The organism is Vibrio sp. 10N.261.52.C11, from assembly GCF_041471405.1.
GTDB lineage: Bacteria > Pseudomonadota > Gammaproteobacteria > Enterobacterales > Vibrionaceae > Vibrio > Vibrio crassostreae_C.
In genome coordinates this window covers 1-15,913 of record NZ_JBFROI010000039.1, presented here as the reverse complement: position 1 = coordinate 15,913, position 15,913 = coordinate 1, and the positions used below count along the sequence as shown (strand labels likewise).

The 15,913-nt window shown below is 43.9% G+C and carries 11 protein-coding genes and 2 pseudogenes; 2 read left to right on the top strand and 11 right to left on the bottom strand.

Going from position 1 to position 15,913, the window contains the following annotated elements; genetic code table 11:
* Both AB4323_RS16310 and tal read right to left on the bottom strand, forming a co-directional pair.
* Positions 1-482: pseudogene (locus tag AB4323_RS16310) on the bottom strand (transketolase); the annotation flags it as partial.
* 87 nt (positions 483-569) lie between these two features.
* Entirely contained in the window at positions 570-1,520 is a 951-nt protein-coding gene (gene tal, locus AB4323_RS16305; protein WP_009845571.1) for a transaldolase, read from the bottom strand.
* A gap of 459 nt (positions 1,521-1,979) precedes the next feature.
* On the opposite strand from tal, the gene AB4323_RS16300 reads away from it, so the two are divergent.
* On the top strand, positions 1,980-2,987 hold the full coding sequence (locus AB4323_RS16300) for a sugar-binding transcriptional regulator (protein ID WP_017061711.1): 1,008 nt from the start codon (positions 1,980-1,982) through the stop codon (positions 2,985-2,987).
* 168 nt (positions 2,988-3,155) lie between these two features.
* On the top strand, positions 3,156-4,526 hold the full coding sequence (locus tag AB4323_RS16295; RefSeq protein WP_372152888.1) for a glycoside hydrolase family 18 protein: 1,371 nt from the start codon (positions 3,156-3,158) through the stop codon (positions 4,524-4,526).
* Positions 4,527-4,615: 89 nt separating this feature from the next.
* Here AB4323_RS16295 and AB4323_RS16290 read toward each other — a convergent pair whose 3' ends face one another.
* The 9 genes and pseudogenes from AB4323_RS16290 to AB4323_RS16250 form a co-directional block, all read right to left on the bottom strand.
* Complete coding sequence (locus AB4323_RS16290; protein ID WP_372058134.1) at positions 4,616-6,910, bottom strand: putative bifunctional diguanylate cyclase/phosphodiesterase; 2,295 nt, start codon at positions 6,908-6,910, stop codon at positions 4,616-4,618.
* 385 nt (positions 6,911-7,295) lie between these two features.
* Positions 7,296-8,144: a sulfurtransferase gene (locus AB4323_RS16285; RefSeq protein WP_017065718.1), complete on the bottom strand. Its 849-nt coding sequence runs from the start codon at positions 8,142-8,144 to the stop codon at positions 7,296-7,298.
* Positions 8,145-8,267: 123 nt separating this feature from the next.
* Positions 8,268-8,582, bottom strand: coding sequence for a hypothetical protein (locus AB4323_RS16280; protein ID WP_017061706.1), 315 nt, complete (start codon positions 8,580-8,582; stop codon positions 8,268-8,270).
* Between the two features lie 206 nt (positions 8,583-8,788).
* On the bottom strand, positions 8,789-9,424 hold the full coding sequence (locus AB4323_RS16275) for a hypothetical protein (RefSeq protein ID WP_017064433.1): 636 nt from the start codon (positions 9,422-9,424) through the stop codon (positions 8,789-8,791).
* A gap of 11 nt (positions 9,425-9,435) precedes the next feature.
* Positions 9,436-11,571, bottom strand: a complete 2,136-nt coding sequence (locus AB4323_RS16270) for an LruC domain-containing protein (RefSeq protein ID WP_372058133.1) — start codon at positions 11,569-11,571, stop codon at positions 9,436-9,438.
* A 568-nt stretch (positions 11,572-12,139) separates the two neighbouring features.
* A pseudogene (locus AB4323_RS16265) lies at positions 12,140-12,508 on the bottom strand (transposase); the annotation flags it as partial.
* A gap of 139 nt (positions 12,509-12,647) precedes the next feature.
* Complete coding sequence (locus AB4323_RS16260; protein ID WP_065584871.1) at positions 12,648-13,562, bottom strand: helix-turn-helix transcriptional regulator; 915 nt, start codon at positions 13,560-13,562, stop codon at positions 12,648-12,650.
* A gap of 157 nt (positions 13,563-13,719) precedes the next feature.
* Positions 13,720-14,514, bottom strand: a complete 795-nt coding sequence (locus AB4323_RS16255; protein WP_083190245.1) for a helix-turn-helix domain-containing protein — start codon at positions 14,512-14,514, stop codon at positions 13,720-13,722.
* 172 nt (positions 14,515-14,686) lie between these two features.
* On the bottom strand, positions 14,687-15,823 hold the full coding sequence (locus tag AB4323_RS16250) for an ISAs1 family transposase (protein ID WP_065584870.1): 1,137 nt from the start codon (positions 15,821-15,823) through the stop codon (positions 14,687-14,689).
* Positions 15,824-15,913 lie beyond the last annotated feature (90 nt).

The following is a 15,913-nucleotide window of genomic DNA, read 5'->3' as shown; positions in this document are numbered from 1 at the left end:
ATACCTTCCATCAGACAGCCATCACCCATGAATGCATAAGTGTAGTGGTCTACGATGTCGTGGCCTTCTTTGTTGAACTGTGCTGCTAGCGCTTTCTCTGCCATAGCCATACCAACAGCGTTAGTGATGCCTTGACCTAGAGGACCAGTCGTTGTTTCGATGCCTGGTGCGTAGCCGTACTCTGGGTGACCTGGAGTCTTAGAATGCAGTTGACGGAAGTTTTTAAGATCTTCAATTGAAAGCTCGTAACCTGCTAGGTGAAGCAGAGAGTAAATCAGCATTGAGCCGTGGCCGTTAGACAGGATAAAACGGTCGCGGTCAGCCCACTCTGGGTTTGCTGGGTTATGGTTTAGGTGAGAGCGCCAAAGTACTTCAGCGATGTCTGCCATACCCATAGGTGCGCCTGGGTGACCAGAGTTTGCTTGTTGTACGCCGTCCATGCTTAGAGCACGAATAGCGTTAGCTAGATGTTTGCGATTCATAAGAACTTCCGAATAAAAATTAAGAAAAACAAAATTGATAAAAGTAGGGGAACTGAACGTTCCCCTATTTGAATTTGGTAAGAGTGATTACAGCTTAGCTGCGATCATGTCTTCTAGTTTGCCTTGGTCAACGGCGAAGTTGCGGATGCCTTCAGCCAGTTTCTCAACAGCCATTGCATCTTGGTTGTGGTCCCATAGGAACTCAGCGTGAGTCATCGCTGCTGGACGCTCTTTAGTACCGTTAGAGTCGATAAGCTTCTCTACTACTTCGCCTTCTGCTGCTTCTAGGTCTGCTAGAAGTTGAGGAGCGATAGTTAGACGGTCACAACCAGCAAGTTCAAGGATCTCGCCGATGTTACGGAAGCTTGCGCCCATAACAACAGTTTTGTAGCCGTGGTCTTTGTAGTAGTTGTAGATATCTGAAACAGAGATTACGCCTGGATCTTCTGAAGCTTCGAAATCACGACCTTCTTTCGCTTTGTACCAGTCCATGATGCGACCAACGAAAGGAGAGATTAGGAATACGCCAGCTTCAGCACAAGCGCGAGCTTGAGCGAAAGAGAATAGAAGCGTTAGGTTACAGTTGATGCCTTCTTTCTCTAGGATTTCAGCAGCACGGATGCCTTCCCAAGTAGAAGCCAGTTTGATAAGGATGCGGTCGTTAGTGATACCAGCGTCGTTGTACATTTTGATAAGTTGACGAGCTTTAGCAACGCTGCCTTCCATGTCGTAAGAAAGACGAGCATCTACTTCAGTAGAGATACGGCCAGGTACAACTTTTAGGATTTCTTTACCGATGTTCACGTTAAGCATGTCGCAAGTATCTTGAACTTGCTGTGCTTTATCACCGCTTTGCGCTTTTGCGTATTCGATAGAAGCATCGATTAGAGGAGCGTACTCAGCAATTTGAGCAGCTTTAAGAATTAGAGATGGGTTAGTTGTTGCATCTTCAGGAGTGTACTTGCTGATAGCTTCGATATCGCCAGTGTCAGCTACAACAGTTGTTAGTTTACGAAGTTGCTCTAATTTATTGCTCATTTTGATCATCCTATGTATCGCATAACACCTCATTAATGGGAGAGGTGTGGGCATTTGCAAGCTAACTAATGAAGTTCTCAATGGTTGTACCAGTGAGCCAAACTTACATTAATTTAAATTTTTCTCCGAACGAACATTTGCACAGAACATTTGATCGCTCGATGAGTAAATGATGTAGCCATATTTATCCGATCTAGCCCCAAAGTCAACGGTAAATAGTACTGTATGGTGACTTCAGTCAAATATATTTCGCTCTAGTAATCATGGGCTATGCAAGCAAACGTTTAACGAGCAAAGTGAGGTGAATTAATCAACAACAAAACCATGGTTATGACTATGAGCAAATGTACCTTGCTGTTACATATGTTTGGGGTGTAAACTTGTGTATCACTTGCTTAAGCATCGAACATTTGTTCTTCAAGCAGGTAAAATAATTGTTAAATATTGGTTGAGTGGTATATGAGTAAGAATATCCAAGATGTTTCCGAAGAAAACACTGATCTCCTCACTGAAGTAGCGGTTGCTTATTATCAAGATGGTGCCACGCAAGAAGAGATATCTAAAAAGTACTCTATCTCCCGTGCAAAGGTTGGTCGAATGCTCAAGCAAGCCCGAGATGAGGGCATTGTTGAGATCACCGTGAAATATCACCCCGTCTTTAGTGCGAAGATCGAGCAACGTTTGATCGAACGATTTGGTGTAAAGCGTGCGCTTGTGGCACTAGACCAACCAAATGAGGAGAAGCAGCGATTACAGGTTGCTGGTTTAGTGTCTAACTACCTTACCAGTACACTGAAAAACGGCATGGTAGTGACAGTAGGACAAGGTCGAAACGTATCGTCTGTTGCTCATCACACTGGCGTCATTACGCCACGAGACTGCAAATTCGTGTGTGGTATCGGCGGTATTCACCCAAGAGGCGGTATGTTTAATGCCGACCATATATGCAGGCAGTTAGCCAAAAAGTACGGTGGATCTTCTGAAACCTTATACGCGCCCGCTTATGCCGAGAATAAAGCGCAAAAAACCGCATTCATGGAAAACAGCACCGTTAAGCAGACCCTCGATCTCGCTCGAAAAGCCGATGTCGCTTTGGTCGGTATCGGTGATATGAGCGAAAACAGCTATATGGTCGACTTAGGCTGGTTTACCGCAGGTGAGGTCGTTCAATCTCGTTTATTACAAGGTGTCGTCGGTGACTTTGCGGGTTATGACTTTTTCGATGTTCACGGTAAAACAGCAAACACAGTAATGAGTGACCGTGTGATTGGTTTGGCCTTGGAAGAATTTCGCCCAATAGCGGAAGTCATTGCCATTGCAGCGGAGAACAGTAAGCCATTAGCTCTATTAGGCGCACTAAGAACCGGTGTGGTCGATGTGATAGCGACCAGCGTAAGTAATGCTTTGACGGTACTTAACTTGGACGAACAACTTAGCGTGAATAAACCAAACAGCAGTGAATCGTAAGATACTTAAGCTTCGTTGAATTCACTATTTGAGTAATCATGGAAATTCCCCTGATGAAACCAGTGCAATAAGGGGGATAACTATTAGACATGACTCGAATAGTGAATTTGTTCAGCGGTTGAAAGAATTATCACTCTTTAATGTTAAGCCACGCTAAAGGAGATAATTATGAAACTGTCATTTATCACACGCGCTATTTCTAGCAACAGTGACCAATCAAGTTCTATCTTTAAATCTAATTCCGTCATTGCGCTTAGCTTAATCACCACGGCTTGTATGCTCACACCTGAGGCACATGCCGATGATAAAGTCGTCGCAGGGTATTTTGCGGATTGGCAATATCTGAATAAAGACAACCCTTATACCGTTGACGACATACCTGCAGACAAGCTCTCACATATTATTTACGCCTTCTTGAGCATGTGTGGTCCTCATAGCGGTGCTGGTGAGCCCGTCCAAAAACAAATTCAGCAGCAATGTGCAGACAAACAACCATATACCGCGATTATTGTGGATAAAGAAGCTGCGTTAGAAGTCGATTTCGGAGACGTGGGTGTTGATGCCGCCTATAAAGGTCACTTTGCCCAGTTAGCTCAACTGAAGGCCGACAATCAAAATATCAAAATTTTGCCCTCATTTGGAGGGTGGACAATGTCTGAACCTTTCCATGCGATGGCGAAAGATCCTCAAGCCATTGCGCACTTTTCAAAAACTGCTGTTGAATTGATCCAAAAATACGACTTCTTTGATGGTATTGATCTTGATTGGGAATACCCAGGAGGCGGCGGCTTAACCACTTCGCCTTGGAACCCAGAGACGAAACTAACGGATGAGCAAAAAGCGCTAGAGCGTGAAGCTTTTACTCTTTTAGTAAAAACAATCAGAAGTGATTTGGACGCTCTATCAAAGACGACTCAAAGAGATTACGAGCTTTCAACGGCTGTCGGTGTTGGTGCTAAGGCAGCCCAAATTGATTGGAACGCAGCTAGCCCATATTTGACGAACATGTTTGCGATGACGTATGACTTCCTCGGAGGTTGGGGAACTCAGACTGGTCACACAACCAACTTACATGCCACAGAGCGCAGTTGGTGGGGAATGGGAGCTGATGTCTTCATTAATCAAATGATTGAGCAAGGTATTCCTAGCGAGAAGCTCGTCATCGGGGCGGCTTTTTATGGCCGAGGCTGGCAAGGGACAAAAGACTTTGCTGGAGAGCTGCCTAAAGGTGATCTAGTTTCTGAACAAGGAGCGCAGTTTGGTACTGGTGAAAATGGTTACTTCATGTTCTGGGATCTTATGAATAACTACAGCAGCAAACAAGGTTATGAGTACAAGTACGATGAACAAGCTCAAGCACCTTATTTATGGAACCCAGATAAAAAAGTATTCATATCTTTTGAAGATCAGCGTTCCATTAAAGCAAAAGCAAAATGGGCGAAGAAGTCTGACCTAGGTGGTATTTTCACTTGGGAATTATCAGGAGACCCTTCCGGGCAGTTGATCGATGTTATGCATAATGAAATGAATAAAGAGTGAAATGAATAAATAACCCATCAAAAGACACCCCAAATATAAGGTAGGTATTTATCCACCTACTTTATCTGCTCGTCTATTTACTCACGTTTTTAAATAGAACATTCCGCGTACTCGGTCACCTGTTGGTTTAGGTGAGTAGCCAGCTCATCATAAGGAATAGGGCGAGAGAAGTAGTAGCCTTGCATTAAGTCACATCCACATGCCTTTAGAATTGCGAAGTGCTCGTTCGATTCTACGCCTTCAGCCAACACCACCATGCCGAAGTTCTTACCGATTGCGATGATGTTTTGCACCATTGTGAGTGACTGTTGATCGACAGCAATGTTCTCAATAAAGCTCTTATCGATTTTAAGTTCATCGATAGGCAGTGCTTTCAACATACTTAGTGATGAATAACCTGTCCCGAAATCATCTAAAGAGATCTTTATATTCTTATCTTTGAGGGCTTCAAAAGTCGGTTTCACCAAAGTCACATCTTCAATGAACAAGCTCTCGGTAATTTCTAGCGTTACACAGCTAGGAGAGAGTTGATACTTTTCTAGTGTCGCGAACAAGTGCTCAGAGAAGGATTGATGAGAAAACTGACGCACTGATATGTTGATCGACAGCCCGATCTTTTGTTCTGTTGTTCGGTGCAAGTGGGCGATCTGCATAATGCTGGACTCAATAATAAAAGTCCCCAGTTTTTGCATTAAACCCGTGTTCTCTGCTATCGGTATAAAGACATCTGGCGGAACAAAACCCAATTCCTCATCAATCCAGCGCACGAGTGCTTCTACACCATGAATACTTTCATTTGCACGAACCAGCGGTTGGAAAACCATGAACAGCGTTTGTTTCTCGATAGCGATGCGTAGCCTTTGTTCTACTTTCATTTTGTAGAGATGAGCATCTTGCATTTCCGTTGTGAAAATACTGTACGAGTTTTGCTGCTGTTTCGCTTTGTACATTGAAATATCGGCAGAACGTAACAGGCTATCCAGATCTTTTCCGTGTTCTGGGAAACGCGCTACGCCGATGCTGCAACCTAACAAAAACTGAGCGCTTTCAACTTCATAAGGTTGAGAAAGCACTTCAATAATGCGCTTGGCGAGTCGTTTAATTTCAGCTTCATTCGACAAGGGCGTCAAGAACAAAAACTCATCACTGGATTCACGTACCAATAGGCTGAGGCGAGATCGGAACCTCATCAAACGCAAAGCGATCTGTTTGAGAACCTTATCTCCAAAGTCATGCCCGTGGGTGTCATTGACGCATTTAAAGTTATCGATATCGATAAACAACAGCGAAAACGGCTCTGACTCATCGTCAATCCATTTACCAATGTTTCTACGCATGTACAAACGGTTTGGCAGAGAGGTTAAAGGGTCATGGTTCGCCTGATAAATGAGTTGGCTACGAGTCCGTTGTTCATTCTTGGCAATCGACTTAACCAAAAAGTAGAAACCAAACTGAAGAAAAATAAAGGCAACGAAAAGAATGCTGAACTCTTGTATGAATATACTATCGACGTGAGTTAGATCCGTACGTCCTACCACCCATAATTTGTAGTTTGGGATGTATTTCGCGCTCATCAAAGAGTGGTACTCTTCATCGTCGACGACAAAAGAATAGGTTTCTTGCCCATTCATCGCTTCTTGTACGCTAATTCCGAAGTGGTCGGTAAAGATACTTGCAATACGCTGTATGACATCTTTGCCGACTGGAGAGGAATAGGCACTCTCAGATTCAATATCACTTGAATAAAACTGGCGATAGCTGTCTTTTCTGATCAGGCTTAGTGTATTGAAACTTCCGGCGTGAGCATTATTTTCAAATACGATCGTTGCGTCTAATCGTAGCCCTGCGGTCATTACTGCATCGGTTTTCTTGCCATCGATTGAAATGGATTTTCTCAGCGGGATGACTAAGCTATTCAACGAATCTTGAAAATAGGTACGGCCAAGCACCATGCTACTGCTTGATAGGGCGTCTAGGAAGGAGCCTCTGGTTGGCGCGTATTGCAGCAAGTTCCTTTGATTCGCAAGTTCGAGATTTGAGCTAATCGAGAGGTAATCACCGTCGGTGTTCAACAAGCCAAACGCTGCTATCGCAGGGTGGGTCTCAAGTAGCTTGTCTAATATTGGCCTAATCTGGATAGATGCAGTACGTGTGAAATCAGACTGTTGAGCCAGTTGATGGCCAACCACTTCTAACAAGGCTTCTTGACTGGTCAGCAGCGAGTTGACGGAGCTAGAAAAAAGCTCAACCTGAATGTGTTGCTGCTCTATGAAGTCGTCTCTGTTTGCTTTCCAGTTTGTTATTCCCAACGCGGCGAAAAGTATCAGGGTCAGTAGTACGACAAACGCGTACAGCGACCAGATATTTTGCTTAAATAGAGCCATGAGATGCCTTTGTTGGTTACTACTTTTAACAGACTGCAAGTGACAAACTATTGGGTTGTCAGCGCGATTCATGCAACGAAAAATACAAACATCAATGATGAAAGTATTAATGGTTAAATAGTGTAACGACTACGAGCAGAGATTCTTGAGTGAAAAATTAGTATTCATAACGTCGATAACGATTAGTTTATGATTAATCACGAATTATGGTTAGCAAGTTGATGTGGGTTACAAATCAAACGGCGTGAATCGAGTCTTGGTCTCAAATGAACATAGCGTTAACTGCGACATAGAGGCTTACTTCATGAGACGTGGGGCCATCATTATCAGTAAGCTCTTTATGCATGCGCAGTATATTCTAATAGTTGCATTAAGCGAAGTTGAATTACTTTTTAGTCACGGCGATAGGGAGTTTGTCGTTAGCACCCCATTCCGTCCATGAACCATCGTAAACACCCATTTCACCGTTATAGCCAGCGAGTTTAGCGGCTAATAATATGATGCAAGCTGTTACGCCAGATCCACAGCTAAAGAACATAGGTTGAGAAGGCGTTAATTCTAGCGTTGAAAAGATATCAATAAGCTCTTCTTGGGACTTTAACTTGCCGTTTTTGAGTACTTGGGCAAATGGTAGGCAAATAGAATTCGGTATATGGCCACTACGCAAGCCTTCACGTGGTTCAGGAACTTCTGAATCGAAACGAGCTTGAGAACGAGCATCTACAATGTTTGCGCTCTTGTCAGTTGAGTAACCTTCAATCTGCTGAGCACTGACAAAGTAGTTGTCTTGAATATGGCCTTCAAAATTGCCCGCTTTTACTTCGGTGCGATAGTCAGTCTCGGTCGCGTAACCGGCTTCGATCCAAGCTGGCAAACCGCCATCTAAGATGAATACGTCGTTGTGTCCCATTGCCATAAACATCCACCACGCACGAGGAGAAGCGAAGGTTCCGGAGTTATCGTAAACCACAATCGTACTGTCTTGATTGATGCCAATTTCTTTTGCGCGAGTGTTGAAGTGTTTTTCGCTCGGAAACATGTGAGGAAGCAGAGTGTGCTTGTTACAAAAGTCTTTGTCGTAGTCAAAACGAATAGCACCAGGAATCATTTGTCCTTTGATCTTTTCTGACTCGCTTGGAATTTGAAACTCGATGCTGGCGTCGAGGATGATGATATTGTCTTCTGCTAGCAAACGTTGTTGAAGTTGTTGTGGTGAGATGAGTGGCTGATTCATTATTGTTATATCCATTCTTGTTGTTTTAGCGATTCTTACTGTTTTAGCGAATACAGTGGTAGAGCGATTACTGTTGCTTTTGCGAATACAGTTGCTTTACGAATACCGTTGTTGCATCGATGGCTACTGTGCAGCTCGACAGTGGATGAACTGATAACTGCTTTGTCCGGTTATTTGATTGTTTAATGTATCAAGCGCGACCACAGAATCAATAGGGCAGTCTGTGGTAGGAGCAATAGAGAGCCGAAATACGTCATTATCTTTTGTCTGAACCGTCAGATAACGCCTGTGCCCATCTAAGGATTGAGTAAGCGTGTTCGAAATTACTTTGGCTTGAATACGTTGCCCCGTCTCTGATGTTAGCGGGAAATAGGCAAGGGCAACTAACACGCCTACGCCACACATTAAGATAAATAGACCTATTTTTAACTGTTTCATGAGAGTAAGTCTTTGAAGGTTATGTTGAAAATATAAGTGAGGTTGGTGGTAAAGTGAATGCTACTCGCTAAGAAAGCTGAATTAACTGCTCTTCGACGAAAATAAAAAAGTGAGCATTTCTGCTCACTTCCTACTTACAAACAATCCATTTTGACTCTGTTTCGTCAGAGATCTCGCTAACGACAAGTTACCTGCTGTTAAACAATTTACTGCCAGACAATCTGAGAGTCGCCGCTAGAAACCACTTGTTGTAATGGAGGTTGACCATCGTAAAACCAAATCTCTATCAAGAGTGCGTCATGGTTTACTGGTGCTGCAAAGTTGGAGGCGAACACACCGTTATCTAGTGGGCCCGCAATGACCTTGCTGGAGTAATCCGGCTTCAAGGTTGAGTCATCTCTTGTACTAAAGCGGCTATAAACGGTCACAAAAGAACGGTCTGTCGAAATGCTGCTGATGTCAATGTTGAGATCAAACTGTTCAACAGAGTTGTAGTCAAATCCATCAGGTACCACCAAATCACTCATCGTATAGCTCTGCGCTGCTACCGCACTTGTCGCGGGAGACGGCGAAGGCGTTGCTGTTACCGGAGTCGTTGCTGTTACCGGATTCGACGGAGTTGCAGGTGTCGAGGGTGTAGATGGTGATGCCGTAGATGTACTTCCGCCCCCACCGCCGCCGCCTCCACAGCCGGCTAATACTAATGGCGCTGCAGCTAAAATAACGGCTAGTGACTTCTTGATGTTCCAAGTGCTTTGTACAGACATACGTTTTTCCTCAAAGAGATTGCGACTTGAATCAACGCAATGATTGTCTCGATATTGTTTAGTGTGAATAGTCATAACGTCTCTCCTTATGGTTCGTAACGTTGGTTGTCTGCAGGTGATTGGTACCATGTTTGGTTCGTTTCACCGCCGGATTCTGCGTATTCTTTAAACCCTGGGTAAGCGGTAACAATATCGACGTACTCTAAAGGCCACTCCCATTCGTCATCCGAAGTCACTATTAGTGCCCAAGGGTGGTTTTCTACTGTTTTGAAGTATTTACCTGTTGATGGATTACTGTCATCGACGCCTAAACCAGCTTCAAAGAGGTTAGTGGTATCAAATGCTTCGGTTGGAGCTTGGTCTGGCAAGTGAACCTCCCAGCTGCGTCCTGGATGTAGAGGTAGGTTTTCACCATGATAATACCCAGGCGTTGCGAAGATGAACGGGTCGTAAGGCATATCGGTCCAGCTGCCAGTACTCACACCGTCACCGGCTAAAGTAATACCAATTTGGAACGAGAACTGCTCATCTTCTTTACATCCATTACTGGTGCGGTAGAAGGTACAGCCAGTGCTGATTTTTTCTGTCAGGTCATTGGCGATAACAAAGATTGCTTCGCTACGTCCATCTTCTAGGTCAAGGTCAGTGAATACGCCGTTGTGTTTCATGTAAGAGCTACCACTACTCACCAAGCTCGGGTCGAGGTTAGGAAGTCGAACAGCAAAACCATTTCTGTACGATGCCCCGACAGCAGCTAGGCGGCCGTCGATAGTTGATTTAACGACTTTTCCATCTTTAAGGATTTCAGTAATACGATACATAAGAACAGCATCGTTCATGTCGTAGTCAGCTTTATAAGGCCAGTTATCTTCGTACGCGAGCGTTGCGTAACCAGAAGCACTTGGGAAGTAACGAGCAGTGGCACCATCGTTAAGAACATCGACTTGAATATCGACCACCTCACCAGAGGTTGAACCGCCAAAGTAACTTAGGTTGGTTTGTTGACTGAATCTAAAGCGAGCCCACGTCGTACCGGTCAGAGCGTTGATATCGACATTTAGGAACAGATCGTTTTCACCCGTATCTAACAGGTAATCGGTAAATACTTGCTCGTTGGCGCCATCGAAACTGCCATCTTGGTTCCAGTCTATCCAAGCTGAAAGGTAACCGGTTGTTGAAGCTTCAATTACTACTTTTGAATCAAGCCCTGCTTCAAGTGCGGTAACAAAACCGATACCACCGTTTGCCCATTCATCATCCACCCCGACAGTTTCATCTGATTGAGGTGTGACATAACCATCTAAATCCGCATCTGGAGGAGTTGTACCTAACCATGTGATGCCATCGAGTTCATGTCGAGGGCCATTGCTCGCCAGTAACGTTAGGTAGCTGTCTGGAGCATCACCGAAGTCGATGTTTGAGTCTTCATCAACAACAGGTGCATTAGCACAACGAGCACCATCGTTTTGACCAGAAGCTGGGCCATTCGAAACAAATTCAACGGCTGGAACAATACCTGCCGCGATATTGGCAGCGTTGTCTGGAGACAGATTGATACGGTAAATTTTACCGTCTTGGTTTCGAGATACGTAGTAGTAGCCGTTGACATCAAAATAGCCAGCACCGAACGTACCTAACTCGCCGGTGTCTCCGATGTAGGTTTCGGCACCAGTTGTAGGGTTGAAGCTGTATAAGCCACCAGAGTTATTATCGATACCATATAAAGAGCCATCACTTGGATGAAAGGCGAAATCAGTCAATTTTACAGTTGCTGGGCTGCCTCCGATTTTGTTGACCGTGACGGTCGCATTCGGATCAGAGTCTAAAGGAGAGAGGTCAACAGTAAATAGTCCCTTACCTGTACGATACAAGTAGTAAACATGGTCATAGACGTCGCCGACATAGAAAGTGTGATCGGTTGGTAAGCCACTGGTATTGATAACTTCAGCTTGGAAATCCTGTCCAAGGCGCACCAAGCGTTTGTTGGTGGTGTCATAGCCATAAATATATCTGTCTTGAAAGTCGAAACCAACACCATTGATATTGGCATTCATACCCGTATCGTCTTCTAACAGAGTGGTTGAACCTGTTACTAGGTTTACACCCCAAACTTCAACGGGTTTCGACTGAAAGAGGTATGCTTGACTAGGGCAGGTATCGAATGGCGCTGCGTTGGCGACTAGAGGGGCACTTAATAGCAAACTTAACGTTGTAATTCTCATATCTACATCCTTGTGATGGAAGGTCTAGATATTCAATCAAGTTACGTGCCAGTTTTAAGTGTTTGATTTAATGGGTTTTTATTATTTATCGAGTTCAGTTTCCAATTTGAGTGTCAATATGAAAGTGTGCCATCCAAATAGCCAAAGGCCTTTATATTTCTATTTGATTAGAGCTAAGGATACAAGAGCTTAGGCGGTAATTACGAGTGATTGTCTAATAGGCTCTGTATGTATTCACTCGTGAATGGAACAATATCTGAGACCACTTTGGATGCTAAAATGCTTTCAGCGTTAGCTTTTATTCTGACATATCGAAAATGCTTGCCATAAACCTTTACTCCTCCAAACGGTAAACTCTTTCCTTTGTTAATCAATTCACAATCTGAGTTTGATTCATAAAGGGAATACCCCAGGGCAAGATCATGAAAAACCCATATGGAATAAGGGGTAGCGTGAAGTGATGTTTCCACTAATTTGTACACTGAAGTCACAACAAATTCAATACATTCAAGAGGCTTTGTTGCGTAATTCGGACAGAAAACCAAATTGCCCGAAAATTGAGTAATTATTAAACAACATACTGAGTTTCAGGCATACCAAGCCCTGTAAGCTTGTTCAGCGCTTTAATCATGGCGTAAGTCTCACCAACTTGAGCGTTGTAGTTCCTCAGGCTTAATTTCCCACCTAACAACTGTTTCACTCGATACATTGCTGTCTCTGATAGCGAGCGCTTATGATAGCCATAACGCTTTTTCCACTTCTTGTTGGAGCCGTATAGCTTCTGACAACCTACTGCTAAATTGCGAGGATGTCCTTCCTCCCAGAAGGCTGCGCCTTCTCGTGGCGGGATAAGCGCAACCGCTCGCTTTATCCGTATGGCATCATGGCAATTCCTTGTGTCATAAGCGCCATCACCTGATATCTCAATGATTTTACGTAAACGCCCCATGAACCCACGGGGCGTTTACAAAAGACTTACTATAGAGCAAGCCTTATCGAGTAGAGATCTTGAGTGTTGGTTGGTATGGAAACTTCCTTCTCCGCCTAACTCTAACCCCCTGGTTGTTGGCATATTTTTAGGTTTGACGTTTAAACGCATCCAAGAGTGGAGTCGTGTCAGGGAGTAGAGGAGAAACCACTTTGGACGCAAGGAGGCTTTCTGCCGTGACTCTAATCCTCACGTAGCGGTAAGATTTACCAAATACTTTTACCCCTCCGTCTTTAAGACGTTCTCCTCGACTCAGTATTTCCACTTCTGCAGACGCGTCATACAGACTGTATACGGAATGCCTATGACAGTTCGTGATTAGATATTTCACTTCCGGGTGTTTTTTTATGATATCGAGTGTGTTCATAAACATAGCTACACGTGGGCTTGGTAGTGATGCATACCCTGATATATTGTAGAGACTTAATGGTAGCCCCTGACTTTTCTCTATTGTAGTGAAGGGACAAGTGTGACTGTTAGCGGGTTCTAACTGTTCATTTGGTGTGTCGGCAGGCACAAAGCTGTATAGGGAGTGCGCCACTAGGTGTCCGGTTTTATCTATTATGGTCGATAGGATTACATTGGGGTTGTTGAGTAATTCCTGACTGACTTCTAACCCCAAATAATGTTCAGTAAAAGACAGAACACGTGACATGATGGGGGATGATGCCTCTGAAGGAGAACGAACCTCTGGGAGCAACTTTTCTTCAATAACGTATGGGTAGTGAATGTCGTTAATGGCGCGCTCAAATTCTAATGTAAGCTTTGTGTCTTCCTTCGTTGTTTGCATCAAGGCAGTGATGTCTCCTCCAAAGGCTCGTATGATCATCAACTGTTTCGCCAGTTTCGGGGCGGTGACACCTCTTTCCCACCGACTGTAAGTAGTGATGTCTAATTTATCAAACGCAATGTCAACCTCAAGCAAGTGGTCAATTGCTTGCTGCTGAGTGAACTTGTGCTTCTTACGCATTTCTTGTAAGTATTGTGCAAATAGTAATGACAAAGGATACCCTCCGAATCAATCGGTTTTCGTGTCTTCGCTGATTCTGCTTTTGTTGAGCAACCGTACGATTTCAGGGCGAGATAAAATCACGGCGCTTTCAATTTTTAATAAACCATGCCTGAATGCTTGGCTGCCAATTTTTACGGCACCGTAAGGGTCAGGCGTATCGTAACCTACTTTTTCGGCCCCAATCTCCACTAAATAATCCAAAAATAAAGGACCGCTTAAATAGTGATAGTAGAGGCGCCATAAAACGAACAAAGTTGGCATGCACGATATCAAAGGCAGATTCACTGGTGGCGAAACGGCTGAGGCTGCATATCGCGAGTGGAGCATTTTTAGAATAGGGTTTGAGTTTGTCAAAAGGCAGCGTGCTATATGGGGTGATGAAGGTGGCGTCTAACTCTGTGCTATCAAAGAAAACCGCGAGATTGTGGCCAACAATTTCCAAGCTCTGTTTATCAATATATACGTTTAAAAGCAGCTTTCTTGTTTTGTATAGATAATGGAGGTCTAGTGCTTCTAAACCAGGGTAACCGGACTGAGAAGTGTGTAAAAAATGTTGGATACTCTCAAAGAACGTTTTATCTGCATCTGGGTCTATCGTTTTTTCAATGATGATGGGCGCTGATATGTTGCCTACGCGTGAGTAAGAGGCGGAATAGATGGCGGCCTTGGTGGAATAAAATCGCTCATACACCATTCTGCTCATGATGTCCTCTTCGTCCTCCCACTCAAGTGATGTCAAGTAAGGCATCAAATCATTGGTTAAGGTGCGGAGTATTTTGATTGCTCTCACTGGGTGTGGCGTTGTGGTGCCCCGTTCCCAACGGCTTACTGAAACCGAGTCGATGCTTACGAACTCGGGGCTGGCTAAGTTCAGGTATGCGCTGAGTCCTTTCTGGGTGAGACCTTTTTCGAGCCTTAACTTTTTCAAGTATTCTCCAAACAAATTACGCCCCCTTTATTTATTGTATTAACAATAATAATAGACGCTATTGTTCGAGTTGTAGTTTCTGTTGAGGAGTCAGTGTAATTTTCATGGTTCGTAGCATGATCCTGATTCTATTGAAAATCAAGCATCTTCAATGATCACTGGTATATTCATTCCCTTATGATCACGGCTAGAGCATTTTAATTCCAGTCTTTAAAAGGGCTGAGCGATATTCGTCATCAATAGCCGCTATCTTCTTCTTTCTTACCATGCTGATGTTTTTACTTTTATCTTGTTTGAAAAGACTTAGTGCGATTTTTCTCAATACATTGAAAGCTAAGGCTCCGGTGCCCCTACGGATACGCGATTCATCTTCTCTAAACGTTACATCTAACATCCAATGCATACTTTCTACTTGCCAGTGGCTTCTTATTGCATCCAATGCTTGCTGCGCGTTGAGGGGTAATGAACTGATATACCATCGAGTTTCCTCCGATTTTTTACCACTCAATTTTTCTTCAACCATAGCGGTCACTTTGATTACACTCTGTAAACCATCCCAGCGATAACCTTTTCCTAACCAGTTTCTATCAACGATTAACTGCTCACACTGACGAGTTTCAATGCGTCCATGACCTACACTAACTTCACTGTACTCATCATACGTCTCAGAAGTGGTGCCTTCTCGCATTGATTTATGCCACCAAGCTTCAAGCTCAGCTTTCATTCCTGAATGATTGCCCTTTAAGGCTAATACGTAATCCGCTTTACCTTTCACTATCTGTTTAGCGATGTCTTTTTGACATCCCATTGCGTCCAGCGTGATGATACAGTTCTCAATATCAAGTAATGTGAGTAATCTTGGGATAGCGGTTACCTCGTTGCTCTTCTCGTCAACCACAACTTGCCCAAGAACGAGCTGATGTTGACGACTCCATGCGCTGACCGCATGGAGTGGATTTCGCCTCTCACGCGTATCAAAAGAACGTCTAGCAGTTTTACCATCGATGGCAATGACATCACTCCCTGTAGACTCAATAAGACAACTCATCCAGCTTTGAAACGCTCTCTCAATTTCTTCTGGCTTAAGACGGCATATAACGCGAGCGATGGTGTCATGCCGTGGAATACCGTATTCGAAAGGGCGATAACGTCGGAGCCAATCTAAGCGATGAGAACCAAAATCCTCAATTTGCTCCCAGCCTTCCGCTCCTGATAGGACGGCACTAACGGCTAAAAAGATAATATCGAGAAGTTCATGTCGCTTACATCGATCAATACGTGGGTCTTCAATTGCTTCAAAATGTTGGAGAAAAGAGTCAGGCATACTTAAAACATTACAATAGAGAATTACTAGCTGCTCTGATCTCCCGTTTATTCAAAAGTTCCCATTTATAAGGCGTTGTTAATGATATGG